The organism is Pseudomonas sp. Leaf59 (assembly GCF_920984685.1).
Classification (GTDB): Bacteria; Pseudomonadota; Gammaproteobacteria; order Pseudomonadales; family Pseudomonadaceae; genus Aquipseudomonas.
On sequence record NZ_CAKLBR010000004.1, the window covers coordinates 239,121 to 264,117 of the forward strand.

The following is a 24,997-nucleotide window of genomic DNA, read 5'->3' on the forward strand; positions in this document are numbered from 1 at the left end:
CCCTCCACCTCAACCCTCCGTCAGAGTCACGCCCATGACCCCATCATTGCTGCTCGCTGTCCTTGCTTCAGGGTTCATCTATGGCATTACGCCCGGTCCGGGCGTGCTGGCGGTGTTTGGCATCGGTGCCTCCCGTGGTCGCCGTGCCGGGGCGGGTTTTTTGTGCGGGCATTTGCTGGGGGATGTGGTGTGGTGCAGCACCGCGCTGATTGCGATTGTCGGCGCGCGCGAGGTCGGCAGCACGGCATTCGACGTGCTCGGCATGCTCAGCGGGTTGTATCTGTTCTGGCTCGGCTGGCGCGCGATTCGCACCCAGCGTCGCAACAGTGATGCGCCCCAGGGCGCGGCGCGGCATCCGTTTTGGCACGGCATCCTGTTTGGCCTGACCAATCCCAAGGCGTACCCGGTGGCAGTCGCGACGTTCACGGCATTACTCTCCAGCCGCGCCGAATTGCTGACTTGGGCGATGCTGCCGTCGCTGATTTTCCTGAGCTTTGTAGGCGGCCTGCTGGCCTACGCGATTCTGATCGGCGTGGTCGGCGCCCAGCGTGTGCGCACGGTGTATCAACGCCACGAAATATTGATCACTCGGCTGTGCGGTGTGATGTTCATCGGCTTTGCTATCAATGCTCTGGCCCATGCGTTGCCGGGCCTGTTTGGCAGCAAACCTGCCTGAAGCGAAGGTGACCGTTCGTCGCACTGACAAGTTTTTTCTAAACCTTTGCTGCCCTGAAAATTCGAATTCAGGGCGAGGTGTTTGTCCTCGCACCTATTTTTGCCCTGGAGGAACCCATCATGAGCCGCATGGCTATCCGGTTACGCACCGCCAGTTTCGCGATGCTGCTGGGCCTCGGCGCCAGCAATGCCTTCGCCCAGTCGCCTGCTGAATTCATCGAGCAGGCTTCGGCCAAAGGCATGGCCGATATCGAAACCAGTCGCATGGCCCATTCCAAAACCTCGTCCCAGGAAATCAAGGACTACACCATCGAGGTGATCAACGAGCGCACGCTGGCCAACCAGCACTTGGCAGCCATCGCCAAGAAGCTCGATCTGCCCGTGGCGCCGCGCGAAAAGATTGTCGACAAGGCCGAGACCCTGATGCCCGAACTCAAGGACGGCGATTCGTTCGACGCCGCCTACACGGCGCAGCAGGTCAAGGAAAACGAAGACGCCATCGCCCTGTTCAAGCGCGAGGGCGCGGCTTCCAGCGTTCCCGAGATAAAGGCACTGGTGGATGAGACATTGCCCAAGCTGGAGGAGCGTCTGCAAAAAGCGCGTGCGTTGGCGTCGACCTATGGCAAGGGTCACCAAGGCGACGGTTGAGACGCCGGCCTGAAATGAAAAACGGCGGTTGGAGCAGATCCAACCGCCGTTTTTTCATGCCTGGTTCAGGTCGGTCCTGGCGTGTTCGGCATGATCGGCAGCGATGCCGCAACTGCTGTTCAAGCTGACGGTGCCGGTTTTGCCGATGCTGCGGTATTCCTGGCGTAGTTTTTCCAGCTCTTTGCGGTCCAGGCCATCCAGGCTCAGCACCGCGTTCTGCGCGTCCTTGGAGACGCGCAGCAGCTCATCGATCTTGATGTGCAGGATGTCATTGTCGCGGTTTTGCGTGTTCTGGATCAGGAACACCATCAGAAACGTGATGATGGTGGTTGAGGTATTGATGATCAGCTGCCAGGTGTCGTTGTAGTGGAAGTACGGCCCGCTCAGGCTCCACAAGCAAATCAATGCGACGGCCGCATAGAACGTCCGGGCACTGCCTGCCCAGCGGGACAGGGATTGTGAGATGGCGGCGAATTTCATGACCTTTTTCCTTTGAAGTGGGTGATGAACATATCGACCGTGACTGGCCCGTGAAATTTCTTTTTACAATTAGCTTCCCACGCCAGTTGAGGCTTTTTTGATGCTCTTTTAGGAAACGGCTTACTGCGCGTTGCTGCGTCACATCCAAGACTGGGCTTTTGCCTGGATATTGCCCATGCCCAATGACAGCGCCTGTGAGCTGAGCGCGCTCTATCAAAAAACCGACGAGCATTTTTATTCCGCAACCTGCTTGCCGTATCGCTGCTATGGCTCGTGTGTCAGCACCTATTTCATCGATGAGAGCGACGGCCCGCAGAACCTGCTCATCGTTCGGTTGGGCTGCGTACCGTCGAGCGCTGAACTGGCCACTGCGCTGGCTTTGATCCGCCGTACCACGCTGCCGATACGCCTGGTGATGCACGAGCAAAAGGTTGAGACGTTACGCGAGCTGCTCACGGGCCTTGGCTTTCGTGCTGCAGAAGTGACCAGCGCAATGGCCCTTCAATTGCTACCGTTTACACCAATGCAATGCAACGGCGCGGTGCAGATCAGCCTGACCCGCAACCTCACGCAATGGGCCGTCCCGCTTGTCAGTGCGTTCTCGTCGACCCCCGTAGAGGTCGCGCATTATCAACAGCGGCACGAACGGGCCCTTGAGGCGGGTGAAGCGCTGTACCACTTCGTGTTGTCTGCCGACGGCCAGGTAGCTTCTTCGTTGACGTTGTCGATGTGTGACGGGGCGGCGCGCATCAACGATTTTGGCACCGTCGCGGGTTTTCGCGGCAAGGGCTATGGCACTCGATTGATCCAGACAGCCCTGCTTCATGCCTGGCGCCTGGGCGGGCGGTTCTGTTTTCTGGAGGCGACTTCAGCGGCCACATCGCTCTATCGAGCCTTGGGTTTCGAGCGGTTGTTCGATTATCAGACCTTTGTGCGGGGCCCGGTTGCACAGGCGTAGTCAGAACCCCATGTTGGTCTGGTTGCGGTTTTCAAGCGTCAACAGATACTGCTTGGCCTCGAGCCCTCCGGCAAACCCGGTCAAGGTGCCCGATGCGCCAATGACGCGATGGCACGGCGCAATGATCGAGATGGGATTGCGACCGTTGGCAGCGCCTACCGCGCGAACGGCAGTAGGGTTGCCGATCTGCCGCGCAATCTGGCTGTAGCTGCGGGTGTCGCCGAAGGGAATGGTCAGCAGCGCTTGCCAGACCTGCTTCTGGAAAACGGTGCCGGCGAAATCCAGCTCCAGTTCGAAGTGGTTGCGCGTTCCGGCGAAGTATTCGTGCAACTGGCGCTCGGTTTCCAGCAGCACCGGGTTATCGCGGGCTTCGATCAGATTATCCAGGCGTACACGGTTGGCGCGCTCGGTTTCCCACAGGATGGCCGCGAGCTTGCCGGCGCGCGCCACCAGGGTGAGTTGGCCGACGGGCGAGGGCATGAGGATGTATTCGTGAGACATCAGCACGCTCCTGGGTCAATGGCCCTTCTGCAGTACCTTGAGTGCTGCCGATGCCAGAAAACCTGAACGGCTTTTTTCTTCCGGATGGTGCAGCACATAGTCATCAATGCGATTGAGCAGATAGCCAGGCAAGGTGATGTTGAGTTTTTGCGCCTTGCCCAAATAGCGGGTGACATCGATGTCCACCACTGCCCAGGTGCAGCCAGCGTATTGGGGATTGGCGGCATGCACGGTGACTTTTTGCGCGCCGGGAATCGGCGAGCCGTCTTCGGCAAGGATTTCGAAGTGCCCTTCAATGGCTTCGCGGGCCATGGCCATGGCGTCGTCCAGGTCGTCGCCGGCCGAATAGCAGCCAGGGATATCCGGGACTTCCACGCCCCAGGCGTGGTCTTTGTCACCGGTTGAAATTGCGATGGGGTACAGCATGTTTTTGTCCTCCACAGACGTTTAACTCAGCAGAGCCTGTTTCAAAATGCTCTTGGCGGTCTTGTCCAACAGATCCTTTTTTGGATGAGGAATCGTCACCAGTCCCGGCTTGGTCGGGTGCTTGTAGTGATGATGACTGCCTCTGATACGCACCAGATACCAGCCATCCGCAACGATATGACCTATCAAATATCGACTGTCCACAACACCTCCTTGTGGCGTGTGTTGGTGGTGACTATAACCACAGAAAATAAAATATCAACACTCTACCTACCGGAAGTTGATGAGCGGTATTTCGGTGAGTGGTCACTGCAGTGTATGAGCGCCTGGGAACGACGCTGGAGAGAGGTATTGCGAGGTTTTGCTACGCAGGCGAAGCGTCTAGTGCGTTGCCGCGAGCGAAAACGGAATGCGCAAGGCACCGATAGGCCCGGTGCGCGTGCCACACATTTCGTCATGCACGCACTGCTGCACCAGCACACAGGGGAATGGCGGAACGCGCTGCAAGAGGTCGCGCAAGTGGGTGGTGGAGCGCAGGCGCAGGGTTTTGCCATGATCGTCCAGCAAGGTCAGTTCACCGTCATCGAGTGTCACACGAGCAATGTAGAAGCCGCCCTCCAGCGACAGCAGCTCCAGCTCCCGTATTGCGCCTTTCTCGGCCAGTTCGGTCAGCATTTGCACATTCATGATTCACCCTCGCGTTCAGGTTTATTGGCGACGAAAGAACAACGTGACCTGGCCCCACTCAACGCCGAACTTGGACATGCTCGAGCGGTTGATCAGCGTGTCTTCATCCATCAGGTACATCCAGTCGTCAAAACTGACTTCATACACCGAGCCATCCACCGGCAGGTTGAGCCGGTAGCGCCAGCGCAGTGCATTGCCGGCCACTTCGCCGATGGCTTCGCCCACCACATCAGCGGCGCGTCCACGCCAGCGCCCAGGGCCATCGGGGGTGAGCGTCCACACCCGCTGCTGGCGCGTGCCATCGCTGTACAGAAAGCGTTCGTCAAGAATCAGCGCATTGCCCTCGCGCCGGCTGGTGATGTCTACCTCAAAACGCTTGGCCACCTCGCCCGAGCGTTTCTCGAATATGCCCCAGGCCTTGACGGGCTTGCTGAAGAAACGCTGCAGATCCAATTGCGGTTGCTGATTGGCATAGTGCTCGACGCCCACATGGGCGCAGCCGCCCAGGCTCAATATCAGCAACAGTGAAACCAGAAGGCGCGGCATGGCCTGGCTCCTCGACCGCGCGCGGCGTATTACCGGCGCTCAAGGGGTGATGGTTGTACAAAATTATTGGTTTGTACAGGTCTTGAAGGGCAGTCTGACGCTTGACTCAAATCGCAGCCATAAAAAAACCGGCCATTCGGACCGGTTTTTCTGCATCTTCCGTCAACATTTTGCGACGTCGGACTCAAAAAGAGTGGAGCGGGTAGAGGGAATCGAACCCTCAACTAAAGCTTGGGAAGCTTTCGTTTTGCCACTAAACTATACCCGCTCAAAGCGGCTGACTTTGTACCAGATGTTCGCCGCGATTTGAAGTTTTTCTTCAAAAATGTATGAGTTCACTGTCGCGTCCACAGGGACGGCATTTCAGATTGCGAATGCCTGCTGCGTCCGTTCCTGCTGACCTCTCAACCGGTTCAATGGCCGCTCCCCTTTCAAGAATCCCACCACCGCCTCCTGGCTGTCCCGGCATGCCGCCTTGTGCTCCATGTCGAGGAAATGCCCGGTTGCCTGAATCGTGCTGAAGCTGCTGTGCGCCACGTGCTGTCCGAACAACCGGGCATCCTGGGGGCAGGTGTATTCGTCCCACTCGCCATTGATGAACAGCACCGGTATGTCGATGGCCTTGGCCGCCTTGAGATAACACTGTCGATCACCGTCCAGCATCCGGCTGATGTGAAAATGCATCTGCCCGTATTCGTGCTCGGCCAGGCTGCTGACGTGCTTGTAATTGAAGCGTTTGAACAGTGACGGCAGGTGCTTGCCGAGGGTGCTGTTGACCAGATGGCCGACGCGGTGGCGGTCGCGGTTGCCGAGGTAATCGGCGCCGCGCTCAAGATAGTCACGCATGGGCGCGTTGATCACCGGGGAGAACGAGCTGATCACCGCCTTTTCCACGCGCCGGGGCCGCTGGGACAAGGCCACCAGCGCCGCCGTGCCGCCCCAGGAGAAAGACAGCACGTGTTCGGCGGCGAAGTGGTCGATGAGTTCCAGCAGGATCCGGCCTTCGACTTCCTTCGTCAGCATGTGCTCATGGCGGTTGTGGATTCGGGAACGACCGGCGTAGGGCTGGTCATACAGAACCACATTGAATTGCGGGTGCAGGCTTTTCACGGTCTGGGCGAAGGAGGCCGTGGTGGCCATCGAGCCGTTGACCAGGACGATGGTCTTTTCAGCCGCTTCCGCGCGGTAGAACTCCGTGTAAACCCGATACTGACCCTGTATATCCAACACAGCGATTTCTGGCGTCATGTCGTAAGACTCCTGGCAAGCGGGTAGAGCGCGTAAACCACTCTGCACGTGCTTTATGACAGGCAGGCAATGCTGACACGGCCTCAGACGTGCTGAATCTCTTGCGGGTGCAACGGGCGATACTCGCCGGGCGCCAGCGCGCTATCCAGCTCAAGCGGCCCCATGCGCTCGCGGTGCAAGGCCAGTACCTTGTTGTCGAAGTGCCCGAACATGCGTTTTACCTGGTGGTAACGGCCTTCGATGATGCTCAGTCGCGCGGTTCTCGGCCCCAGCAACGCCAGCTCGGCCGGCTGGGTGGTGAGGTCTTCGAAGGCAAAGTACAGGCCGGCCTTGAACGTCACCGCGTACGCGTCGCCGATGGCCTGCTCGGTTTCCACCCGGTAAACCTTGGGCAGCTTGGTCGTCGGTTGCGTCAGGCGCCGCGACCACTGGCCGTCGTTGGTGAGCAGCAGCAGGCCGGTGGTGTTGAAGTCCAGGCGACCGGCGATATGCAACTCATGCTTGTCCGGTTCATCCAGCAGGTCGAGGACTGTGGGGTGTTGCGGGTCCGACGTGGCGCTCACGCAGCCCCGGGGTTTGTGCAGCATGAAATAGCGCGCCGGTTTACCGGCTTGCACCACCTCATCGTCCACGCACACCCGGCTGAATTCGCGCACGTCGTGATGCGGATCGCTGACCGCCACCCCATCGACGCTCACCCGCCGTTCCACCAATAACAGGCGTACCTGCTTGCGATTAAAGCGCGGCAGGTTGCTGAGCAAGCGATCAACGCGCATCGGGATTGCGCAATTGTTCGTCCACCTGGGCGCAACGCGGGCACAGGCAGGCCTTGTTGCGTAATTCATCGGGAAGGGCCTGCAGCAGCGCCGGGTCGATGCTGACGCTGAAGCACCAGCAGGCCATGCCTGCGGTGCGTGGGTCGGCCAGGGTGCAATCATTGCGGGCGCCGCAGGCGGGGCAGAGGGAGGGCGTGGTCATGGGGCTGGCGGTATCGAGCAAGGTTGCCTTGCACGATACAGTGCCCACCCGCGCCAGGCTACTTACAGCTTGAACTTGCTCACCAGCAGATTGAACGAGGTCGCCAGGCGTGAAAGGTCCTGGCTGGAAGCGTTGGTCTGGTTGGCACCGGCGGCGGTCTGGGCCGACAGGTCCTGGATGTTCAGCAGGTTGCGGTCGACCTCGCGGGCCACCTGAGCCTGCTCTTCGGACGCGGAGGCGATCACCAGATTGCGTTCGTTGATCTTCGCCACGCTGCTGGTAATCCGCTGCAACGCGTGCCCGGCGTTCTGCGCCAGGGTCTGGGTATTATTGGCCCAGGTGAGGCTCTTGTTCATCGCCGCCACGGCATCGTCGGCGCCGGCCTGTACTTCGCCGATCATTTTTTCAATGTCCACGGTGGAGGTCTGGGTGCGATGGGCCAATGCGCGCACCTCGTCGGCGACCACCGCAAAACCACGGCCCTGCTCGCCCGCGCGCGCTGCTTCGATGGCCGCGTTGAGCGCCAGCAGGTTGGTTTGGTCGGCGATGCCGCGAATCACATCGATCACTTTGCCGATTTCGCGAACCTGATTGGCGAGGTCGGCGACCGATTGCGTCGAGTCGTTGATTTCCACCACCATCGAGCTCATGCCGGAAACAGCCTGTTGCACCTGCTGCTGGCCTTCTTCAGCCTCTGTGGTGGCCTGGCTCGAAGCCTCCGAGGTGGACTCGGCGTTGCTGGCCACTTCGTCGACGGCTGCGGTCATCTGGTTGACGGCGGTGGCGGCTTGCTGGATTTCGTCGTTCTGGCGGGTGAGGCTGCGCGTGCTCTCGTCGGTCACCGCGCTCAGCTCTTCAGCAGAGGATGCCAGTTGATCCGAAGCATTGGCGATTTCCAGTAGTGTGCTTTTCAATCCGCTCTGCATATCCGAAATTGCCATCAGCAGTTGACCGGCTTCATCGGTGCGATCGGTGAGGATCGCGTGGGTCAGGTCGCCCTTGGCGATCCGCTGGGCGCTTTCCACGGCCTGGGCGATAGGCCGCGTGATCAGTCGCGTGATCAGCAGGCCGACCGTGATAGCGATGATAAAGGCCAGCACGATACCGCCGATCATCCAATTCATGGCGCTGCTGCGCAGGTCATCGGCGGCGGCCGAGCCTTCTTTGATCTGGCGGTTGTTGGAATCGATCATGACGCGGATCAGTTCGCGGGCCTGCCTGAACATTTCGTTGTTGGTGCCGTTGAGTAGTGCTCGTGCCTGTTCGGTCTGGCCAGCGTCGAGCAATGCAACGATGCGTTCGGAGTTGCTGATATAGCCGGGCAACATCTGATCAAACTTGTCCCCAGCGGCGCGTTCGTCATCTTCCAGCGGTGTCGCGCGGTAAGTGGCGTAAGCGCTCAGGCCGGCCTTGAGTTGATTGGCAACATCTTGACGCACGCGCTCACGATCTTCACGCGCAACGTCGCCATTATTGGCGTCCATCAACCGGTACAAGCCACGGTTGTGTGACACCAGGCCATTGAGGGTCGCTGCAGTGTTGCTGACCGAGACCAGATTGTTGGAAAACGTTAAATCGAGGGCCGAAGCCAGACGGATCACGCCTTTGATGCCCAGTGCGCCAACGCCCAGGGTAATAAACGCACACATTACAAATGAGAGCAGCAGTTTGGTTGAAATCTTCATGGCGGAAATCCGAGGGTATAAGAGTAGGATGCTCGCTCTAGAGCCTCCGTGCTGTTGTGCGATGGCATAGTGACATTATCGAATTATTTAAAGTTTCATTTCGTCCAGAAATGTTCCGTTATTCAATGATCAAGTCGACCAGCGGTGAGGCAATATTCAAGCCAGTCGGGCGTTCAAAGGAGATGTATCAAGCTATTACCAAAACGCACCAGATTCAGTTTTTGATGTCAGATATTTCGTCATTCAGTGAAGGCTGAATGCCGCTCTCCAGCGTCGCTGGAGGTGCTCTTCCGCGGTCCAGGAGGCCGCCATGTATCGACGACTGCTGCTTGCTGCATTGCTCGGCCTGACGCTTTCCGGCTGTGTGCCCTATTACGAGGGCACCACCACCTACTATCGCTCCGAGGTCTACACCGAGCCGGCGCCTGTGTATTACTACGGCGGCGGCCCGGCGTATCAGTACCGGCGGGATTACTACCCGGCCCCGCGCTACTACACCCCGGCCCCTCGCTACTACCAACCGTCGCCGCGCTACTACGGGCCGCGCGCCGGATACCGGCCTTACCCGAATCAGGGTTGGGGTGACCGTTGGCATAACGGTGGACGAGGACGCGGCGGTGACCATGGCGGAGGGAGTGGCGGCCATCGATGAATGCTCTATTAACGGAAACGGCGCCAAAGGCGCCGTTTTTTTATGCCTACCGTTTGTCGGTACTGTCAGAATTAACAGGTATCTTATAAGACTCAAATGGACTTCACTGGGGACGGCCGTTGTGCCCTCGAAATGCCCAGGGAAATGGATGGAACTCTAAAATGATAAGAAACGTGATTTGTCTGTATTTGCTTATGGTTGGCGGGTTCGCCCAGGCCCACGAAGAGTTTGGCTGTCCTTACCCATCGACAATCAGGTATGTCGAAGGCTTTTTCCTGACGTCCGATATGCGTTTGCCCTGGCAGAGTTCTAAAGTCCAACACCGGGATTTTGTCGACCGTTTCATTGGTGCGATTTTCATCCCGGAGAAGGATCAAGAGCGCGAAAACGGTCGCTTGGATAAGTGCGTTTACCGTACCTGCAGCGGCCAGAGCGTGGCGTTGCGCCCAGGAAAAGCTGACGTAGTCGAAGCCTTTTCATTGACAAGCACCTTGCACTGGCAGATCGCCAAGGACCCGCTTGAACAAGAAGTGTATATCTGCCAGGACAGTCAGCCTGACAACTGTGCATTCACACTCTCGAAGCCGAGGCTATAACTGTCAGAAGTAGGAAAAATCCGCCAGGGGATGTCGTCCCTCCCACGCCTTGTGAAAATGCGCCTGCACCACGGCTTCTGGCACTGTGTTGATATCGGGCCAGTGCCAACGGGGTTTCTGATCCTTGTCGATCAATCGCGCGCGAACACCTTCACTGAATTCCGGATGGCGGCAGCAGTTCAGCGTCATGGTGTACTCCATCTGGAACACCTCGGCCAGCGACAGGTGGCGTGCGCGCTGCAGCTGTTCCCACAGCAGATGTGCGGTCAGCGGGCAGCCTTCGCTGAGGGTCTTGCCGGCGCGGCTCAGCAGCGGGTCAGCGTGATCACTTAGCTGGCTCAAGGCGCGCCACGCACAGCGCACATCGCCCACGTCCAGCCAGTCGTCGATTTGCGCCCGGCGTGGCAGCCATTGCGCTTCGGGCTGCTGGTCGACGGCCTCCCGGGCCAGGGCCTTGAGCAGGCTGTTGAGTTGCATCGCGCTCTGTTCCTGCCAATTGAGTTGCAGCAGGCTTTCGAGCAGTTCTTCTTGCTGATCGTCGCGCAGGAAACGGTCCGCCAGCCCCAGGTCCAGGGCGTCGCGGCCATTGATGTGCGCGCCGGTCAGGCCCAGGAACAGGCCGAGTTTGCCGGGCAGGCGCGACAGGAAGCGGCTGGCGCCTACGTCCGGGTACAGGCCGATGCTGATCTCCGGCATGGCCAGACGGCTGCCGGGCGTAACGATGCGTACAGACGCACTTTGCAGCAGGCCCATGCCGCCGCCCAGTACGTAGCCATGGCCCCAGCAAATCACCGGCTTGGGATAGGTGTGCAGACGGTAGTCAAGGCGGTACTCGGCGGCGAAAAACTGCGCGGCCAGGGCCGGTACTTCGCCGGGTTGCTCAAGGCACGCCTGGGCCAGGCTGCGCACTTCGCCACCGGCGCAAAAGGCCTTGGGTCCGTTGCCGCGCAGCAGCACGCAGACGATGTTGGGGTCTTTGGCCCAGGCCTCCAGGCGTTCGCCAAGGCCCAGAATCATGGGCAGGGAAAGGGCATTGAGGGATTTTTCAGCGTCCAGGCTGGCGATGCCGATACGGGCGCCGCCGCTGCCGGTCAGCTCTTCGAAGTGCAGATTCATCGTGACCTCAAATCGAGAAGGTGAAGGATCAGTATGATCGCTCCACGGGAAAGTGCCGGTGGTGTGTCAGATCAATTGACAAGCGGGGGCACGTTTCCTAGGGTTCGCCCATTCTTTTTCTGCACGATGAACCCAACATGACCGACGGCGACCGTATCAAACTCGAGCCCAGCTGGAAGCACGCCCTGCGTGAGGAGTTCGACAAGCCCTATATGGCCCAATTGCGCGAGTTTCTGCGTCAGGAACATGCGGCCGGCAAGGAAATCTACCCCCCGGGCCCGCTGATTTTCAACGCCCTCAACTCCACGCCGCTGGACAAGGTCAAGGTCGTGATCCTCGGCCAGGATCCTTATCACGGTCCCGGCCAGGCCCATGGCCTGTGTTTTTCGGTGCAGCCGGGCGTGCCGGCACCGCCGTCGCTGGTCAACATCTACAAAGAACTCAAGCGCGACCTGAATATCGACATTCCCAACCACGGCTATCTGCAAAGCTGGGCTGACCAGGGTGTGCTGATGCTCAATACCACCATGACGGTGGAACGCGCCAACGCCAATGCGCATGCTGGCAAGGGCTGGCAGTTCTTTACCGATCGGATTATCGAAGTGGTCAGTGAGCATCAGCCGCATCTGGTGTTCCTGCTGTGGGGCGCTCATGCCCAGGGCAAGCAGAAGCTGATCGATGCCACCAAGCATCTGGTACTGACCTCGGTGCACCCGTCGCCCTTGTCGGCGTATCGCGGGTTTCTGGGCTGCGGTCACTTCAGCCGCACCAACAAGTTTCTTGAGCAGAATGGCGAGGCGCCAATTGACTGGCGGCTGCCGCCGATCTGAAGCCGGCGGCAGAAAAACGTCGAAGTTTTCACATGTTGTCGGGTTGGCGCTCCCAGCGCCGAAACAACGGCTCGGCCAAAAACAGCACGAACAACAAGCGCATCACCTGCATCGCCGTCACCAACGGCACCGACAGTTGCAAGGTCTCTGCGGTGAGGCTCATTTCCGCAATGCCGCCGGGCATCATGCCCAGGGTCAGTGAGCGCAGGTCCAATTGGGTCAGGGCGCTCAGCCCTACCGCCGCCAGTGTCGCCAGCGCCATGGTCAAGGCCGTGCCGATCAGGGTGCGGCCCATGAAGGAGGGCGCACGGCGAAAAAACTGACGGTTGAAGTGGCAGCCCAAACCACTGCCGATCAGCCACTGGCCAACCTGACTGCCGCCGTCAGGCAGGCCAATGTGCAGGTCCCAGGTCACGCTGGCAATGGCACTTACCAGCAACGGCCCGAACAGCCAGGGGTTGGGTTGGCGCAAGCGTTGCCAGCCCCAGGCGACCAGCGCGCCTACCGGGAACAGCAGGGCCAGCCAGGCCCAGTCGACGGGTGCCGGATGAAACTGTGGCGCACCGCCGCCCAGTAAATACTTGAAGATCGCCGGGATACACAGCACCACCACCAGCACGCGCAGGCTTTGCCCGGCGGCCACCCGGCTGAGCACGGCACCATTGCGTGCGCCGAGGTTGACCATCTCACCGGAACCGCCCGGCATGCTGGAGAAAAACGCAGTGGCGCGGTCTTCGCCGCTGCGCCGCATCAACCACACGCCGACCACGCTCGACAGGCTGGTGATCAAGGCACCGAAGAAAATCAGCCCGAAGTGGCTCATCACCTGCTCGATCACCACCGGGGTGAAATGCAGGCCGATGCCGATGCCCACCACCCATTGGCCGCACTTGCGCCCGCCGGGAATCTCGGCCAACTGCCAGGGCGTGAGGCAGCGCACCAGGATGATCGCCAGCAACGAGCCAACCATGTACGGCAAAGGCCAGCCGACGAGGCTGGCCAGGTAACCACCGGCCAGGCCGACCAGTGGTGTTCCCCACCATTGCTTGAAGGTGACGTCAGACATCGGCCAGGGCACGACGCTGCAGGGCGCGTTTACGGTAGATGCGGATCAGCGGGAACATCAGCATCAACGCGGTCAGTACCCACACACCCAGGGTGATCGGGCTCGACCAGAGAATCTCCAGCGCACCGTTGGAGATCGACAGCGCCCGGCGCAGGTTCTGCTCCATCAAACCGCCAAGGATGAAGCCCAGCAGCACCGGCGACAGCGGGAAGTCCAGCTTGCGCAGGATATAACCGAAGATACCGATACCCACCATCAGGAACAGGTCGAAGGTGGTGGCGTGAACCGCGTATACACCGATCGCGGTGATGATGGCGATCACCGGCACCAGCGCCCAGTTAGGCACGGCGAGGATGCGCGTGAAGATACGGATCATCGGAATGTTGAGAATCACCAGCATGATGTTGGCGATGAACAGCGAGGCGATCAGGCCCCAGACGATGTCCGGTTGCTGTTGGAACAGCAGCGGGCCCGGGGTGATGTTGTACAGCGACAGGGCGCCGATCATCACCGCGGTAGTGCCTGAACCGGGCACACCGAGCGTCAGCATCGGCACCAGCGCGCCGCAGGCGGAAGCGCCGATGGCGGTTTCCGGCGCAGCCAGACCGCGCATGTCGCCCTGGCCGAATTTGCCGCTGGCGCCGGCGATACGCTTCTCGGTCATGTAGGCAACCGCCGAGGCCAGAGTGGCACCCGCACCCGGCAGCACGCCCATGATGAAGCCCAGCAGGCCGCAACGGATGTTGACGACGAAGACCGCACCGGCTTCCTTCAGGTTGAACATCATGCGTCCGGTGGCCTTCACCGCTTCCTGGCCGCGGTGGGTTTTTTCCAGCAGCAACAGGATCTCACTGATGGAGAACAGGCCCAGCACCAGCACGACAAACTGGATGCCGTCGGTGAGGTGGATGTTGTCGCCGGTAAACCGGTACACGCCGCTGTTGGCGTCGATACCCACTGCTGACAGGAACAAGCCCATCAGCGCCGCCACAAAGGTCTTCAACGGCTTGTCGCCGGCCATGCCGCCCAGGCACACAATCGCGAATACCATCAGGACAAAGTATTCAGCGGGGCCGAAGGCGATCGCCCATTTGGCCAGCAGCGGCGCAAACAGCACCATGCCGCAGGTGGCGATAAACGCGCCGATGAACGAACTCCATGCCGACAACGACAGTGCCACGCCGGCCAGGCCTTTACGGGCCATCGGATAACCGTCGAGGGTGGTCATCACAGTGGAGGCTTCGCCCGGGATGTTCAGCAGGATCGAGCTGATACGGCCGCCGTATTCGCAACCCAGGTACACCGCAGCCAGCAGGATCAACGCCGACTCCGGCGGCAGGCCCAGGGCGAAGGCGATAGGGATCAGCAGCGCTACGCCGTTGATCGGGCCCAGGCCCGGCAACAGGCCGACGACGGTACCGATCAAGGTGCCGCACAGGGCGGTCACCAGGTTATACGGGCTCAGCGCGACGCCGAAACCCTGGCCCAAATAGCCAAAAGTATCCATATCAGTTCTCCAGAACGTCGAGCAGGCCGAGGGGCAGCGGCACATCCATGGCTTTATCGAACAGCAGATAAAGGCCGACAGCCATCAAGGTCACGATCACCACGCTGGGCAGCCAGCGGCCGCCGTACAGGCGCGCCATCGGGATGCCGATCAGCATGCTGCTGAGAATGAAACCCAGGGGTTCGAAGGTGCCGGCAAACACGATCAGCAGCGCAACGCAGAGGCCGATCTTGACCAGGGTTTCGCGGTCCAGCGCCGGTTCTTCTTCGGTGTGCCGGGTGGGTTGCGGGCGAAACAGCATATAGATCAGGCCCAGGCTCATCAGCCCGAGCATCAGCAGCGGGTAGGCGCGAGGCCCGACCGGCTCGTAGGAAAACGCCGCCTGATACGGCCAGGCCATCAAGGCCAGGCCGGCGCAGGCCAGCAGCATCATCGCGGCGAAAATGCGTTGTAAGAGCATGGGAAACTCCAAGGCCACTTCGGCAGGCTTGCCGAAGCGGCGTTACATGACGGGCGTTTACTGGATCAGGCCGAACTCTTTGGCCAGCACTTTGTAGTCAGCCACCTGTTTTTTCACGTAGGTGTCCAGCTCCGGACCGGTCATGGCAAACGGGAACAGCTCGCGCTGATCACGCAGCTTGGCGAATTCTTCGGACGCCAGCAGCTTGTCGAAGGCTTCTTTCCACCAGGCGTAGTCGGCATCACTGACCTTTGGCCCGAGGTAGAAACCGCGCACCACTGGCCAGACAATGTCGTAGCCTTGCTCTTTAGCGGTGGGGATATTCTTCATTTCCGGCTCATCCAGACGCTGCTCGGAGAACACCGCCAGCAGGCGCATGTCACCGCTGAGGATGTGCGGCATGGAGTCGGAGATGTCGGTGCTGCCCACCTGGATGTGACCACCGAGCAAGGCAGTGGCGATTTCACCGCCGCCCTCGAGGGCCACGTAGCGCAGCTCGCGCGGGTTGATTCCGGCAGCCTTGGCGATCAGCGCGGTTTGCATCCAGTCCTGACTGCCCACGGTGCCGCCGGAACCGATCACCACGCTGCCCGGATCTTTCTTCAAGGCTTTTACGAGATCATCGAGGTTCTTGTAGGGAGAATCGGCTTTTACTGCGATGGCCCCGTAGCTGGTGCCCACCGCCGCCAGCCAGCGCACGGCGTTTTCATCGAATCGTCCGAACTTGCCCTGGGCCAGGTTCAACAGCGAACCGCTGGACCAGGCAACCAGTGTGCCGGCGTCGCCAGGGCGCTGGGCGACCACGGCGTTGTAGGCCACCGCACCGACGCCGCCGGGCATGTAAGTCACGCGCATCGGCTTGCTCAGCAGCTTCTCGTTGACCAGCGCGCTTTGCGCCAGCTTGCAGGTCAGGTCAAAACCACCGCCGGGGGAGGCCGGGGCGATGCACTCCGGGCGCTTGGGCTCGTCGGCGGCCAGCAGTTGGCCGGCGAACAGCATGCAGCCGGCGGCGAGGGCCAGTTTACGCAGTGAAAGGGTCATGGGTTTCTCCGTCATTGTTGTTATGAGTTGCTTACCAGAGTGCGACGCTGTAGCTCACCAGCACGCGCATTTCATCCGCATCACGGGCTGAATAATTGGAGCGGTAAGTGGCGTTACGCAGGCGCACCGCCACATCCTTGAACGTGCCACTTTGCACCACGTACTTGATCTCGCTGTTGCGCTCCCATTCCTTGCCGGTCTCGCCGTTCCTCAGCCGGATGTTGTCACCCGACAGGTAACGGCTCATGAAGCTCAGGCCGGGAATGCCCAGTTTGGCGAAGTCGTAGTCGTAACGGGCCTGCCAGGAGCGCTCTTCGGCGCCGGCAAAGTCGTTGATCTGCACGAAGTTGACCAGGTACGGGTCGCTGCCATCCACATAGGGGAACGCGCTGTCGCCGGACATGCGCTGGTAACCGGCGCTGAGCTTGTGGCCGTTGAGGGCATAGCTGAACAGGCCGCTGAGGGAGGTGTTGTCGATCTTGCCGCCGCGGGCGGCGCCGGTGTCGTCGCTGATGGCCAGCCGCAGGTCGGCGCCGAACGTGCCGGGGCCCATGGGACGGGCGGCGACCAGGCCGAGGAAGTGCTGACGGTAGACATCGTCGAGCTGGGCGAAGTGGTAGCTGCCGGTGATCTTGTCGGCGAATTTATAGTCCACGCCACCGAAGTTGAAGTGCTTGCCGGTGGCGCCGCTGAGGAAGCGGCTGTTTTTGTTGTTGAGGGCGATGTCCTCGTAGTTGCTGTCGTCGCGCTCCTTGGCCTTGTCGAGGCGGCCACCGGTGAACGTCAGGTTCTTGAATTCTTTGGAGGTCAGCAGGCCGCCGTTGAAGGTCTGCGGCAGGATGCGCCCGTCGTTGGGCTTGAGGATCGGCAGTTCGGGCATCAACGCACCGATTTTCAGCTCGGTGGCGGACACTTTCACCTTGCCCGTCAGGCCCAGCTTGGAATATTGGTTGGCGGCGCGGCCATCGTCATGGGTGGGCAAGAGGCCGGTGCCGGTGCGGTCGGGGCTGGAGTCGAGCTTGACGCCGAGCATGCCCAGCGCATCCACGCCAAAGCCGATGGTGCCGTCGGTGTAGCCCGACTGAAGGTTGAGCATGAAACCCTGAGCCCATTCATCGCGCCTGGATTGCTGGGCGCTGGTGCCGTCGCGGAAGTCGCGGTTGAAGTACATGTTGCGGGTTTCGAGGGTCGCGCTGCTGTCTTCGAAGAAGGCAGCCTGGCCGAGCGGTGAAAAACCGGCAAGGGCCGCGGCGCTGGCAAGGGCAGTGTGGGTCATGCGGGGAAAACGAACAGGCGGGCAAGCCTGGGGCTGTGTCGACAGCATCGTTGTGAACTCCGTTATTGTTCTTATTTTTGGCGAAAACGCGTCGAGGCGTTTTTCGGGCGCGACGGTCAGGTCGCTCGGCGGGCTGGAACCACCGTGTTTGGATCCTAAAGCGCGAAGCTTTCGCTAACCTTTCAGTAGCCTTTCAATGTTTTCGGGCTTCACAGGCCAGGCGGCGCCTGTAAACTGCCCGGCGAAGCGTGGCATCGACCACTCCTGAATGAGGTAGAAATCCATGCGTGTCCTCTTGGTTGAAGACCATTTGCAGCTCGCCGAAAGTGTCGCCCAGGCGCTCAAGAGCACGGGCTTGACCGTCGACGTGCTGCACGATGGGGTGGCCGCCGACCTGGCCTTGAACAGCGAGGATTACGCGGTGGCGATCCTCGACGTGGGGCTGCCGCGCATGGATGGTTTTGAGGTATTGGCGCGGCTGCGCGCCCGTGGGAAAAATCTGCCGGTGCTGATGCTGACCGCGCGCAGTGATGTGAAGGACCGTGTGCATGGTTTGAATTTGGGCGCTGACGATTACCTCGCCAAGCCGTTCGAACTGACGGAACTTGAGGCGCGGGTCAAGGCGCTGCTGCGGCGCAGTGTGCTCGGCGGCGAGCGCCAGCAGGCCTGCGGCGTGCTGGTCTACGACCTCGACACGCGACGCTTTACCGTCGGCGGCGAGCTGATGACCCTGACGTCCCGCGAGCAGGCCGTGCTCGAAGCGCTGATCGCACGGCCTGGCCGGGTGATGAGCAAGGAGCAACTCGCCTCCCAGGTCTTCGGCCTGGATGAGGAAGCCAGCCCCGACGCCATCGAAATCTACGTGCACCGCCTGCGCAAGAAGCTCGACGGCCAGCCCATTGCCATCGTGACCTTCCGAGGCCTGGGCTACCTGTTGGAAGCCCGCGATGCATAAGCCCAGCAGCCTGCGCTGGCGCCTGCTGTGGAACCTCGCGTTGTTGCTGGTGGTGTTGATGATTGCCAGTGGCTTGAGTGCTTACTGGAACGGTCGAGAGGCCGCCGACACGGCGTATGACCGCACGCTGCTGGCCTCGGCGCGCACCATCGCCGCCGGCCTGACCCAGGTCGACGGCACCCTCAGCGCCAACGTGCCCTATGTGGCGCTGGACACCTTCGCCTACGACAGCGCCGGGCGCATTTATTACCAGGTCAATGATATTGATCAGAAGCTCATCTCCGGCTACGAGCACCTTCCCGGCCCGCCCCCGGGCACGCCGCGAACTGACGACTATCCGGCCTTGGCGCGTTTCTACAACGCGGTGTATCAAGGGCAGGAAGTGCGGGTGGTCAGCCTGCTCAAGGCCGTCTCCGAGCCGAACATGAACGGCATGGCGGAAATTCGCGTGGCCGAAACCGATGAAGCACGCGTCAGCATGGCCCGCAGCCTGGCGGCCGACACGTTGTTGCGCCTGGGCATGCTGGGCGTCGGTGCACTGCTGCTGGTGTGGTTTGCCGTGAGCGCGGCGCTGCGCCCGCTGGAGCGCCTGCGTACAGCGGTGGAAGAACGCCAGCCCGACGACCTGCGCCCGCTGCCGCTGGTGGAAGTGCAGCATGAATTCGGCCCGCTGGTGCGGTCCCTCAACCACTTCACCGAGCGCCTGCGCGGCCAGTTCGAGCGTCAGGCGCAGTTCATTGCCGACGCCGCCCACGAATTGCGCACCCCGTTGGCGGCGCTCAAGGCCCGGCTTGAGCTGGGCCTGCGCAGCGACGCGCCCGCCACGTGGCGCAGCACTCTGGAGAGCGCCGCCCAAGGCACCGACCGCCTGACTCATCTGGCCAATCAGTTATTGTCCCTGGCCCGCATCGAGAACGGTGCCCGCGCGATTGCCGAAGGCGGCGCGCAGTTGCTTGACCTCAGCCAATTGGCCCGAGAGCTGGGCATGGCCATGGCACCGCTGGCCCATGCGCGCGGCGTGGCCCTGGCGCTGGAGGCCGATGAGCCGGTGTGGCTGCGCGGCGAACCGACGCTGCTTAACGAGCTTTTGAGCAACCTGGTGGATAACGCCCTGGCGCATACGCCGCCGGGTGGCAATGTAATCCTGCGGGTCATGGCGCCGGCGGTGCTTGAAGTCGAGGACGATGGCCCCGGTATCCCGCTGGATGAACGCGACCGGGTGTTCGAGCGCTTCTATCGGCGCAGTCAGCAGGGCATGGGATCAGGCCTGGGGCTGGCGATCGTCGGCGAGATCTGCCGTGCGCATCTGGCGCAGATCAGCCTGCATGATGGCGAGTTGGCGGGGTTGAAGGTGCGGGTAAGTTTTGTCGCCGGTTGAATCAGTAGAACATCGAGCGTGCTTCATCCAGCTGCGCGCGCAGGGTCTCGCTGTCGGGGTCAATGCGCAGCTTGATGATCGACGGCACGTCGGGCAACGGCACGTCAGCCAGCGGATGATCAGTGCCGCGATGGCAATACAGCACAGCTGCCTGAACGATGTCGATGTAGTCGAGCCTGGCGGAATCGCGCTCCAGGTTCAGGTATTGGCCGGGCAGCTTGGCGAGCATTTCCGGAAAGTCCCAGACGCTCAGCAGCTTGTCGCCCAACAGCGGGTGGATGCTGTCGATCACGTGGTTGAGGCTGACCGGGTCGGACAGCAACTGGTAGTGATCTTCGGCGTAGGTGAGAATCGGCAGCACGCCGATCTGGTGTACCAGCCCGCCAAGGGCGGCCTGGTCCGGCTTGAGCTGTGAGTGACTGCGGCACAGGGCGTAGCTGACGCCCGCCACTTCCAGGCTGCGGCGCCACACGTCACGCATTTTCTGTTCGACCACCTCGGAGCGGGCATGGAAGATCTGTTCCATCACCAGGCCGATGGCGAGGTTGCTGCTGTAGTTGGTGCCCAGCCGGGTAATGGCGGTGTGCAGGTTGGTGACTTCCTGAGTGGCACGCAACAACGGACTGTTTACCACTTTGATCAGGCGTGCGGACAGCGCGGTGTCGCGACCGATCACTTTGCTCAAGTGGCTGATGCTGATATCCGGGTTTTCGGCGGCCTGACGAATGTTCAGGGCCACCTCCGGCAATGTCGGCAGAACCAGGTCATCGTTATCGATGGCCTTTACCAAAGCCTGTTGGACTTTATCCGCCAGTTTGTTCATTCATGCTCTCAAGGGTGCTGCAAAAAAGTACGGTGATCAGCGCTGAATCTCTCGATCTCGATCAAGTTGATAGGGCAGGTCGAGCAACTGCAGGGCAGGCCCTTCCAGCGAGCCCAAATGCACGTCGCCATTATCGGCAGCTTCGGCTTGCAACACCGCCAGAAGTTCAATCGACAGGTCGGCTTTTGCCGCAATCACCACTTCGCCAATCGAGCTGCCGTGGCTGGGGGAGAACAGTGCAGTGCCGGGTTCTGGCGTCTGTGTGGCATCAAGGCTCAGGCGATACAGGCGGCGTTTGAGTTTGCCCAGGTACTGCATGCGCGCGACGATTTCCTGGCCGGTGTAACAGCCCTTTTTGAAGCTGACACCGCCCACAGCCTGCAGGTTGAGCATCTGCGGAATGAACAGCTCGCGGGTCTGTGGCATCACTTGGCCAATCCCTGCGCGGATCTGGCCCAGCAGCCATTCGTTCAAACCCGCTTCGTCAAGCTGCGCGGCCAGGTGGCTGCGTACGGCTTCAGCGTGTTCGGCAGGTGCCCAGAGTTCGGCGCGGTCAGGGGAGACGCGAATGGCGATCAGCGCATCGGTACGCGCTACGATGTCGGTGTCGTCCGGCAGCTCGAGGCCCAGGCTGCTCAGCGCTTTATCAGCATTTGCAAGACCGAAACGAACCCAGGCGGCGCTTTCGTCGGTGAGCCTGGATTTGGAAAATACCGCGTATTTTTTCAAGTCCGCCAGTTGCGGCTCCAGCAGCTCAGTGGCCATGGCCATCAGCACGCCGTCACCTTGCAACACAATGCGAAAGCTTGATTGCATGCGGCCTTTTTGCGTGCAGCGCGCGCCAAGGCTGGCCTGGGTGTCACTCAGGTAATTGAGGTTGCAGGTGAGTTGGCCCTGCAGGAATTTGGCGGCATCGGCGCCACGGACGGCGAGAACGCCTTCGTGGGACAGGGGGCAGAAGAAAGCAGAGTCGGCCATGGGTCATCGCAGGTCAAAAAGTCATGCGTGCATCATAGAGGGGCGCCCGGCAAATGGATAGTTTCCTCGGGGCGCGACCAACGCTGGCTGTTCGGGTGCCGCCGGGCCTGTATACTTGCGCGCTATTTGAGGAGCGTTCCATGGTCGAAGACGTAGAAATCAATCGCCTCTACTGGCACAGCCGCCGCGGCATGCTTGAGCTGGATGTGTTGCTGGTGCCGTTCACCAAAGAGGTGTACGCGACGCTCGATAAGGTGGATCGTGACCTGTACGTGCGGTTGCTGGAATGCGAGGACCAGGACATGTTCGGCTGGTTCATGGAGCGCGCCGAGTCTGAAGATCCGGAGCTGCAACGCATGGTTCGGATGATCCTGGATCGTGTCCAGCCCAAGTAATCGCTTTGAATGTCGCTGGCAGGCCTCGCGGCTGTTGCTGGCGGCGTATGTCCTCGCCCAGCTGTTGGCGCTGGGCGCCTTGCTGGTGCTCGACGTGCCTTTTGCCGCTCTTGGCATGCTGGCGTGCGTGGCCCATGCCGTCTGGGTGTTGCCGCGTCAGATTCTGCTGACTCACCGTTCGTCGATTCTGGGCCTGCGCCGTGATGAAGACGGCTGGCAATTATTCAGCGCCGAGCGCGGTTGGCACAGTGTGCAGCTGCGCCCCGACAGCCTGGCATTGCCGCTGATCGTGGTGTTGCGCTTTCGATTGCCGGGGCAATGGCGGGTACGCTCTATCTGTGTGCCCAGAGATTCGCAGGTCGCCGATGTGCACCGGCGCCTGCGCACTCGCCTGAAATTCAGCCGCCGTAGGTGGTTGGCACCAGAATAGTGTTGCGGGCCTCGGGCAGCATCTGCGGGTAGTCGAGGGTGTAGTGCAGGCCGCGGCTTTCCTTGCGTTCCATGGCTGAGCGGATCATCAGCTCGGCCACTTGGGCGAGGTTGCGCAATTCGATCAGGTCGCGGCTGACTTTGTAATTACTGTAAAACTCGTCGATCTCATCCAGCAGCAGGCGCACGCGGTGCTGGGCCCGTTGCAGGCGCTTGTTGGTGCGCACAATCCCCACGTAGTCCCACATGAAGCGGCGCAGCTCGTCCCAGTTGTGGGCGATGATCACGTCTTCGTCCGAGTCCGTCACCTGGCTGGCGTCCCAGCGGGGCAGGGCGGCGGGTACCGGGATGTTTGGCAATTGTTCGAGAATGTCCGCCGCCGCTGAGCGAGCGTAGACGAAGCATTCGAGCAGCGAATTGCTGGCCATGCGGTTGGCGCCGTGCAGGCCGGTAAAGCTGGTTTCGCCAATCGCATAGAGACCAGGCACATCGGTGCGCCCATGCTGGTCGACCATCACGCCGCCGCAGGTGTAGTGCGCGGCCGGCACTACGGGGATTGGGCCCTGGGTGATGTCGATATTGAAGGCCAGGCAGCGCTCGTAGACGGTGGGAAAGTGCGCCTTGATGAACTCTGCCGGTTTGTGGCTGATGTCCAGGTACACGCAGTCGACGCCCAGGCGCTTCATTTCATGGTCGATGGCACGGGCGACGATATCTCGCGGCGCCAGCTCGGCGCGCGGGTCGAAGCGTTGCATGAAACGTTCGCCATTGGGCAGTTTCAGGTGCGCGCCTTCACCGCGCAGGGCTTCGGTGATCAGGAAGCTTTTGGCCTGCGGATGATACAGGCAGGTGGGGTGGAACTGGTTGAATTCCAGGTTGGCCACCCGGCAGCCCGAGCGCCAGGCCATGGCAATGCCATCACCGCAGGCACCGTCCGGATTGCTGGTGTAGAGGTAGACCTTGGCTGCGCCACCCGAAGCGAGAATGGTGAAGCGTGCGCCGTAGGTGTCGACTTCGCCGCTGACGCGGTTGAGCACATAAGCGCCCAGGCAGCGTGCGCCGTCCAGGCCCAGGCGTTTTTCGGTAATCAGGTCAACGGCGACGCGTTGCTCCAGCAACTCGATGTTGGGACGCTGGCGCGCTTGCTCGAGCAGGGTCTTGAAGATGGCAGCCCCGGTGGCATCGGCGGCGTGGATGATGCGGCGTTGGCTGTGGCCGCCTTCGCGGGTGAGATGAAACTCGAACCCGCCATCGTCGCTGCCCGTATGCTCATCGCGGGTGAAGGGCACACCTTGATCGATCAGCCATTGGATGGCTTCGCGGCTATGCTCCACGGTGAAACGTACCGCGTCTTCGTCGCACAGACCGCCGCCGGCATTGAGGGTGTCGTCGACATGGGATTGCACTGTGTCGTGCTCGTCCAGCACTGCTGCGACACCGCCCTGGGCCCAGAATGTCGAGCCGTTGGCCAGGTCACCTTTGCTCAGCACCGCAATGCGCAAATGGTTGGGGAGGGTCAGTGCCAGGCTCAAGCCGGCCGCTCCGCTGCCGATCACCAGAACATCGTGTTGAAACTGTTGGCTCATTGGAAGGATTCCGCAAAAAGCGATCCACAGGGCTGGCGCAAGCAGGAACGCCTGGATCGGCGAATCAAAGGGGCACACGGGCCACTAGTATATAGAGGGGGCGCGCGGCACAATAGCCGGGCGTTTGTGGCAATGTGAGATTACGGAGCGCGGTTCCGGTCTCACTTGGCCGGTTAGTAAGGTGGGAACTTTTTGCATGAGCCCCCACTCAATAGCCGGTTGCCCAAAACCTGGAAAAAGTTGAGTTTATTGGCCCGTCGGGAGCATTGGACGCGTCATCAAACCGGCGACAAGATTATTCGCGCAGTCGGCTTTGACCGTGCTGCGTTTTTCGTGTGTGCCAAATCAGTGCATGCCGGAAACTTGCTTGAAAGGGGGAGAACTTTTGCGAAAAGACCGAGTCTATGTTTGCAAGCCTGATCGTTTAGTTATGCAAGCCTCCTTCAAGCACCACGAGGAGTGTTCATGCTAACCCAGGAAGAGGATCAGCAGCTGGTCGAGCGCGTGCAACGCGGTGACAAGCGAGCATTTGATCTGCTAGTGCTGAAATACCAGCACAAAATTCTCGGGTTGATCGTGCGGTTTGTGCACGACACCCATGAAGCGCAGGACGTTGCACAGGAAGCCTTTATCAAGGCCTATCGTGCACTGGGCAATTTTCGCGGTGATAGTGCGTTTTATACGTGGCTGTACCGTATCGCCATCAACACGGCGAAGAACTATCTGGTGTCTCGCGGACGCCGCCCGCCGGATAGTGATGTCAGTTCAGAAGATGCTGAATTTTACGATGGTGATCACGGCCTCAAGGATCTCGAGTCGCCGGAGCGTGCATTGCTGCGCGACGAGATTGAAGGCACCGTCCATCGCACAATTCAGCAACTGCCAGAAGATTTACGGACGGCGTTAACTTTACGTGAATTCGATGGTCTGAGTTACGAAGACATTGCGAGCGTCATGCAGTGTCCGGTGGGGACTGTGAGGTCACGGATTTTCCGGGCCCGGGAAGCCATCGATAAAGCCTTGCAACCGTTGTTGCAGGAAAACTAAAGACAGCGGCGACAGCCAAGAGAGGAACCG

Annotated in this window: 30 protein-coding genes and 1 tRNA gene; 11 read left to right on the forward strand and 20 right to left on the reverse strand. The window is 60.7% G+C overall.

Annotated elements, in window-relative coordinates:
- Nucleotides 1-34 precede the first annotated feature (34 nt).
- Entirely contained in the window at nucleotides 35-676 is a 642-nt protein-coding gene (locus tag LUB09_RS06355; RefSeq protein ID WP_209989872.1) for a LysE family translocator, read from the forward strand.
- Nucleotides 677-795: 119 nt separating this feature from the next.
- Nucleotides 796-1,323: a DUF4142 domain-containing protein gene (locus LUB09_RS06360; RefSeq protein ID WP_209989876.1), complete on the forward strand. Its 528-nt coding sequence runs from the start codon at nucleotides 796-798 to the stop codon at nucleotides 1,321-1,323.
- 54 nt (nucleotides 1,324-1,377) lie between these two features.
- Here the strand turns inward: LUB09_RS06360 and LUB09_RS06365 are convergent, their stop codons facing one another.
- Entirely contained in the window at nucleotides 1,378-1,803 is a 426-nt protein-coding gene (locus LUB09_RS06365) for a low affinity iron permease family protein (RefSeq protein WP_231422059.1), read from the reverse strand.
- A gap of 175 nt (nucleotides 1,804-1,978) precedes the next feature.
- Here LUB09_RS06365 and LUB09_RS06370 point away from each other — a divergent pair, with 175 nt between their 5' ends.
- Nucleotides 1,979-2,761: a GNAT family N-acetyltransferase gene (locus LUB09_RS06370; RefSeq protein WP_231422060.1), complete on the forward strand. Its 783-nt coding sequence runs from the start codon at nucleotides 1,979-1,981 to the stop codon at nucleotides 2,759-2,761.
- On the opposite strand, the gene LUB09_RS06375 is transcribed toward LUB09_RS06370, so the two are convergent.
- The 10 genes from LUB09_RS06375 to LUB09_RS06420 all read right to left on the reverse strand — a co-directional run bounded on the left by LUB09_RS06375 (nucleotide 2,762) and on the right by LUB09_RS06420 (nucleotide 8,832).
- Nucleotides 2,762-3,262 carry a methylated-DNA--[protein]-cysteine S-methyltransferase gene (locus LUB09_RS06375; protein ID WP_231422061.1) on the reverse strand — a complete coding sequence of 167 codons (501 nt, stop codon included), beginning with the start codon at nucleotides 3,260-3,262 and terminating at the stop codon, nucleotides 2,762-2,764. It abuts the gene before it with no gap.
- 15 nt (nucleotides 3,263-3,277) lie between these two features.
- Nucleotides 3,278-3,688, reverse strand: coding sequence for a type II toxin-antitoxin system HicB family antitoxin (locus LUB09_RS06380; RefSeq protein ID WP_057007889.1), 411 nt, complete (start codon nucleotides 3,686-3,688; stop codon nucleotides 3,278-3,280).
- A 21-nt stretch (nucleotides 3,689-3,709) separates the two neighbouring features.
- On the reverse strand, nucleotides 3,710-3,892 hold the full coding sequence (locus tag LUB09_RS06385) for a type II toxin-antitoxin system HicA family toxin (protein WP_003233882.1): 183 nt from the start codon (nucleotides 3,890-3,892) through the stop codon (nucleotides 3,710-3,712).
- Nucleotides 3,893-4,069: 177 nt separating this feature from the next.
- The gene (locus tag LUB09_RS06390) at nucleotides 4,070-4,375 is read right to left on the reverse strand and encodes a DUF6482 family protein (protein ID WP_231422063.1); all 306 of its coding nucleotides are present in this window, start codon (nucleotides 4,373-4,375) and stop codon (nucleotides 4,070-4,072) included.
- A gap of 21 nt (nucleotides 4,376-4,396) precedes the next feature.
- The gene (locus LUB09_RS06395) at nucleotides 4,397-4,921 is read right to left on the reverse strand and encodes a DUF3833 domain-containing protein (protein WP_231422065.1); all 525 of its coding nucleotides are present in this window, start codon (nucleotides 4,919-4,921) and stop codon (nucleotides 4,397-4,399) included.
- Nucleotides 4,922-5,115: 194 nt separating this feature from the next.
- Nucleotides 5,116-5,189 (reverse strand) — tRNA-Gly (locus tag LUB09_RS06400).
- Nucleotides 5,190-5,284: 95 nt separating this feature from the next.
- Nucleotides 5,285-6,169, reverse strand: coding sequence for an alpha/beta fold hydrolase (locus LUB09_RS06405; RefSeq protein WP_231422067.1), 885 nt, complete (start codon nucleotides 6,167-6,169; stop codon nucleotides 5,285-5,287).
- An 83-nt stretch (nucleotides 6,170-6,252) separates the two neighbouring features.
- Complete coding sequence (locus LUB09_RS06410; protein WP_231422069.1) at nucleotides 6,253-6,945, reverse strand: pseudouridine synthase; 693 nt, start codon at nucleotides 6,943-6,945, stop codon at nucleotides 6,253-6,255.
- Nucleotides 6,935-7,147 carry a cysteine-rich CWC family protein gene (locus LUB09_RS06415; RefSeq protein ID WP_209989897.1) on the reverse strand — a complete coding sequence of 71 codons (213 nt, stop codon included), beginning with the start codon at nucleotides 7,145-7,147 and terminating at the stop codon, nucleotides 6,935-6,937. Before LUB09_RS06415 ends, LUB09_RS06410 begins: the two co-directional genes overlap by 11 nt.
- Nucleotides 7,148-7,209: 62 nt before the next feature.
- Nucleotides 7,210-8,832, reverse strand: a complete 1,623-nt coding sequence (locus tag LUB09_RS06420) for a methyl-accepting chemotaxis protein (RefSeq protein ID WP_231422071.1) — start codon at nucleotides 8,830-8,832, stop codon at nucleotides 7,210-7,212.
- Nucleotides 8,833-9,142: 310 nt separating this feature from the next.
- Here LUB09_RS06420 and LUB09_RS06425 point away from each other — a divergent pair, with 310 nt between their 5' ends.
- Together LUB09_RS06425 and LUB09_RS06430 are read left to right on the forward strand one after the other, a co-directional pair.
- Entirely contained in the window at nucleotides 9,143-9,484 is a 342-nt protein-coding gene (locus LUB09_RS06425; RefSeq protein WP_231422073.1) for a hypothetical protein, read from the forward strand.
- 161 nt (nucleotides 9,485-9,645) lie between these two features.
- Nucleotides 9,646-10,080, forward strand: coding sequence for a DUF3757 domain-containing protein (locus tag LUB09_RS06430; protein ID WP_231422074.1), 435 nt, complete (start codon nucleotides 9,646-9,648; stop codon nucleotides 10,078-10,080).
- Between the two features lie 3 nt (nucleotides 10,081-10,083).
- Here LUB09_RS06430 and LUB09_RS06435 read toward each other — a convergent pair whose 3' ends face one another.
- On the reverse strand, nucleotides 10,084-11,196 hold the full coding sequence (locus tag LUB09_RS06435; RefSeq protein ID WP_231422076.1) for an enoyl-CoA hydratase/isomerase family protein: 1,113 nt from the start codon (nucleotides 11,194-11,196) through the stop codon (nucleotides 10,084-10,086).
- Between the two features lie 137 nt (nucleotides 11,197-11,333).
- Between LUB09_RS06435 and ung the strand changes: the two genes are divergently transcribed.
- Nucleotides 11,334-12,026 carry a uracil-DNA glycosylase gene (gene ung / locus LUB09_RS06440; RefSeq protein WP_003233900.1) on the forward strand — a complete coding sequence of 231 codons (693 nt, stop codon included), beginning with the start codon at nucleotides 11,334-11,336 and terminating at the stop codon, nucleotides 12,024-12,026.
- Nucleotides 12,027-12,054: 28 nt separating this feature from the next.
- Here the strand turns inward: ung and LUB09_RS06445 are convergent, their stop codons facing one another.
- The 5 genes from LUB09_RS06445 to LUB09_RS06465 are packed head-to-tail and all read right to left on the reverse strand — an operon-like array spanning nucleotide 12,055 to nucleotide 17,424.
- On the reverse strand, nucleotides 12,055-13,092 hold the full coding sequence (locus LUB09_RS06445) for an AbrB family transcriptional regulator (protein ID WP_231422078.1): 1,038 nt from the start codon (nucleotides 13,090-13,092) through the stop codon (nucleotides 12,055-12,057).
- Nucleotides 13,085-14,599 carry a tripartite tricarboxylate transporter permease gene (locus LUB09_RS06450; RefSeq protein WP_057007900.1) on the reverse strand — a complete coding sequence of 505 codons (1,515 nt, stop codon included), beginning with the start codon at nucleotides 14,597-14,599 and terminating at the stop codon, nucleotides 13,085-13,087. Before LUB09_RS06450 ends, LUB09_RS06445 begins: the two co-directional genes overlap by 8 nt.
- Before the next feature lies 1 nt (nucleotide 14,600).
- Complete coding sequence (locus tag LUB09_RS06455) at nucleotides 14,601-15,059, reverse strand: tripartite tricarboxylate transporter TctB family protein (protein WP_231422080.1); 459 nt, start codon at nucleotides 15,057-15,059, stop codon at nucleotides 14,601-14,603.
- A 57-nt stretch (nucleotides 15,060-15,116) separates the two neighbouring features.
- Nucleotides 15,117-16,100, reverse strand: a complete 984-nt coding sequence (locus LUB09_RS06460) for a Bug family tripartite tricarboxylate transporter substrate binding protein (RefSeq protein ID WP_209989919.1) — start codon at nucleotides 16,098-16,100, stop codon at nucleotides 15,117-15,119.
- Nucleotides 16,101-16,131: 31 nt separating this feature from the next.
- On the reverse strand, nucleotides 16,132-17,424 hold the full coding sequence (locus LUB09_RS06465; RefSeq protein WP_231422082.1) for an OprD family porin: 1,293 nt from the start codon (nucleotides 17,422-17,424) through the stop codon (nucleotides 16,132-16,134).
- 235 nt (nucleotides 17,425-17,659) lie between these two features.
- Here LUB09_RS06465 and LUB09_RS06470 point away from each other — a divergent pair, with 235 nt between their 5' ends.
- Complete coding sequence (locus LUB09_RS06470; RefSeq protein ID WP_057007903.1) at nucleotides 17,660-18,331, forward strand: response regulator; 672 nt, start codon at nucleotides 17,660-17,662, stop codon at nucleotides 18,329-18,331.
- A complete protein-coding gene (locus LUB09_RS06475) occupies nucleotides 18,324-19,709 on the forward strand; it encodes a sensor histidine kinase (protein WP_209989925.1) in 1,386 nt (461 codons plus the stop codon). The genes LUB09_RS06470 and LUB09_RS06475 overlap by 8 nt, the downstream gene beginning before the upstream one ends.
- Nucleotide 19,710: 1 nt before the next feature.
- Here the strand turns inward: LUB09_RS06475 and LUB09_RS06480 are convergent, their stop codons facing one another.
- Nucleotides 19,711-20,532 (reverse strand): HDOD domain-containing protein, encoded by an 822-nt coding sequence (locus tag LUB09_RS06480; protein ID WP_209989928.1) that lies wholly within the window; start codon nucleotides 20,530-20,532, stop codon nucleotides 19,711-19,713.
- Between the two features lie 36 nt (nucleotides 20,533-20,568).
- The gene (gene ygfZ, locus LUB09_RS06485; RefSeq protein WP_231422083.1) at nucleotides 20,569-21,510 is read right to left on the reverse strand and encodes a CAF17-like 4Fe-4S cluster assembly/insertion protein YgfZ; all 942 of its coding nucleotides are present in this window, start codon (nucleotides 21,508-21,510) and stop codon (nucleotides 20,569-20,571) included.
- A gap of 140 nt (nucleotides 21,511-21,650) precedes the next feature.
- On the opposite strand from ygfZ, the gene LUB09_RS06490 reads away from it, so the two are divergent.
- Both LUB09_RS06490 and LUB09_RS06495 read left to right on the forward strand, forming a co-directional pair.
- Nucleotides 21,651-21,905: an FAD assembly factor SdhE gene (locus tag LUB09_RS06490; RefSeq protein ID WP_003233917.1), complete on the forward strand. Its 255-nt coding sequence runs from the start codon at nucleotides 21,651-21,653 to the stop codon at nucleotides 21,903-21,905.
- Nucleotides 21,889-22,335, forward strand: coding sequence for a protein YgfX (locus LUB09_RS06495; protein WP_209989934.1), 447 nt, complete (start codon nucleotides 21,889-21,891; stop codon nucleotides 22,333-22,335). The genes LUB09_RS06490 and LUB09_RS06495 overlap by 17 nt, the downstream gene beginning before the upstream one ends.
- Here LUB09_RS06495 and nadB read toward each other — a convergent pair.
- On the reverse strand, nucleotides 22,304-23,920 hold the full coding sequence (gene nadB, locus LUB09_RS06500) for an L-aspartate oxidase (RefSeq protein ID WP_209989936.1): 1,617 nt from the start codon (nucleotides 23,918-23,920) through the stop codon (nucleotides 22,304-22,306). The genes LUB09_RS06495 and nadB overlap by 32 nt on opposite strands.
- Nucleotides 23,921-24,385: 465 nt before the next feature.
- On the opposite strand from nadB, the gene rpoE reads away from it, so the two are divergent.
- Entirely contained in the window at nucleotides 24,386-24,967 is a 582-nt protein-coding gene (gene rpoE, locus LUB09_RS06505; protein ID WP_003172477.1) for an RNA polymerase sigma factor RpoE, read from the forward strand.
- Nucleotides 24,968-24,997: the final 30 nt, after the last annotated feature.

What these genes read in the sequence shown, in the direction of transcription:
- LUB09_RS06455 (WP_231422080.1), bottom strand. Translation starts at nt 15,059, where the DNA reads ATGCTCTTACAACGCATTTTCGCCGCGATGATGCTGCTGGCCTGCGCC.
- LUB09_RS06490 (WP_003233917.1), top strand. Translation starts at nt 21,651, where the DNA reads ATGGTCGAAGACGTAGAAATCAATCGCCTCTACTGGCACAGCCGCCGC.
- LUB09_RS06445 (WP_231422078.1), bottom strand. Translation starts at nt 13,092, where the DNA reads ATGTCTGACGTCACCTTCAAGCAATGGTGGGGAACACCACTGGTCGGC.
- LUB09_RS06370 (WP_231422060.1), top strand. Translation starts at nt 1,979, where the DNA reads ATGCCCAATGACAGCGCCTGTGAGCTGAGCGCGCTCTATCAAAAAACC.
- LUB09_RS06380 (WP_057007889.1), bottom strand. Translation starts at nt 3,688, where the DNA reads ATGCTGTACCCCATCGCAATTTCAACCGGTGACAAAGACCACGCCTGG.
- LUB09_RS06395 (WP_231422065.1), bottom strand. Translation starts at nt 4,921, where the DNA reads ATGCCGCGCCTTCTGGTTTCACTGTTGCTGATATTGAGCCTGGGCGGC.
- nadB (WP_209989936.1), bottom strand. Translation starts at nt 23,920, where the DNA reads ATGAGCCAACAGTTTCAACACGATGTTCTGGTGATCGGCAGCGGAGCG.
- rpoE (WP_003172477.1), top strand. Translation starts at nt 24,386, where the DNA reads ATGCTAACCCAGGAAGAGGATCAGCAGCTGGTCGAGCGCGTGCAACGC.
- LUB09_RS06360 (WP_209989876.1), top strand. Translation starts at nt 796, where the DNA reads ATGAGCCGCATGGCTATCCGGTTACGCACCGCCAGTTTCGCGATGCTG.
- LUB09_RS06355 (WP_209989872.1), top strand. Translation starts at nt 35, where the DNA reads ATGACCCCATCATTGCTGCTCGCTGTCCTTGCTTCAGGGTTCATCTAT.
- LUB09_RS06480 (WP_209989928.1), bottom strand. Translation starts at nt 20,532, where the DNA reads ATGAACAAACTGGCGGATAAAGTCCAACAGGCTTTGGTAAAGGCCATC.
- LUB09_RS06425 (WP_231422073.1), top strand. Translation starts at nt 9,143, where the DNA reads ATGTATCGACGACTGCTGCTTGCTGCATTGCTCGGCCTGACGCTTTCC.
- LUB09_RS06450 (WP_057007900.1), bottom strand. Translation starts at nt 14,599, where the DNA reads ATGGATACTTTTGGCTATTTGGGCCAGGGTTTCGGCGTCGCGCTGAGC.
- LUB09_RS06365 (WP_231422059.1), bottom strand. Translation starts at nt 1,803, where the DNA reads ATGAAATTCGCCGCCATCTCACAATCCCTGTCCCGCTGGGCAGGCAGT.
- LUB09_RS06475 (WP_209989925.1), top strand. Translation starts at nt 18,324, where the DNA reads ATGCATAAGCCCAGCAGCCTGCGCTGGCGCCTGCTGTGGAACCTCGCG.
- LUB09_RS06465 (WP_231422082.1), bottom strand. Translation starts at nt 17,424, where the DNA reads ATGCTGTCGACACAGCCCCAGGCTTGCCCGCCTGTTCGTTTTCCCCGC.
- LUB09_RS06430 (WP_231422074.1), top strand. Translation starts at nt 9,646, where the DNA reads ATGATAAGAAACGTGATTTGTCTGTATTTGCTTATGGTTGGCGGGTTC.
- ung (WP_003233900.1), top strand. Translation starts at nt 11,334, where the DNA reads ATGACCGACGGCGACCGTATCAAACTCGAGCCCAGCTGGAAGCACGCC.
- LUB09_RS06420 (WP_231422071.1), bottom strand. Translation starts at nt 8,832, where the DNA reads ATGAAGATTTCAACCAAACTGCTGCTCTCATTTGTAATGTGTGCGTTT.
- LUB09_RS06390 (WP_231422063.1), bottom strand. Translation starts at nt 4,375, where the DNA reads ATGAATGTGCAAATGCTGACCGAACTGGCCGAGAAAGGCGCAATACGG.
- ygfZ (WP_231422083.1), bottom strand. Translation starts at nt 21,510, where the DNA reads ATGGCCGACTCTGCTTTCTTCTGCCCCCTGTCCCACGAAGGCGTTCTC.
- LUB09_RS06435 (WP_231422076.1), bottom strand. Translation starts at nt 11,196, where the DNA reads ATGAATCTGCACTTCGAAGAGCTGACCGGCAGCGGCGGCGCCCGTATC.
- LUB09_RS06460 (WP_209989919.1), bottom strand. Translation starts at nt 16,100, where the DNA reads ATGACCCTTTCACTGCGTAAACTGGCCCTCGCCGCCGGCTGCATGCTG.
- LUB09_RS06410 (WP_231422069.1), bottom strand. Translation starts at nt 6,945, where the DNA reads ATGCGCGTTGATCGCTTGCTCAGCAACCTGCCGCGCTTTAATCGCAAG.
- LUB09_RS06470 (WP_057007903.1), top strand. Translation starts at nt 17,660, where the DNA reads ATGCGTGTCCTCTTGGTTGAAGACCATTTGCAGCTCGCCGAAAGTGTC.
- LUB09_RS06375 (WP_231422061.1), bottom strand. Translation starts at nt 3,262, where the DNA reads ATGTCTCACGAATACATCCTCATGCCCTCGCCCGTCGGCCAACTCACC.
- LUB09_RS06415 (WP_209989897.1), bottom strand. Translation starts at nt 7,147, where the DNA reads ATGACCACGCCCTCCCTCTGCCCCGCCTGCGGCGCCCGCAATGATTGC.
- LUB09_RS06405 (WP_231422067.1), bottom strand. Translation starts at nt 6,169, where the DNA reads ATGACGCCAGAAATCGCTGTGTTGGATATACAGGGTCAGTATCGGGTT.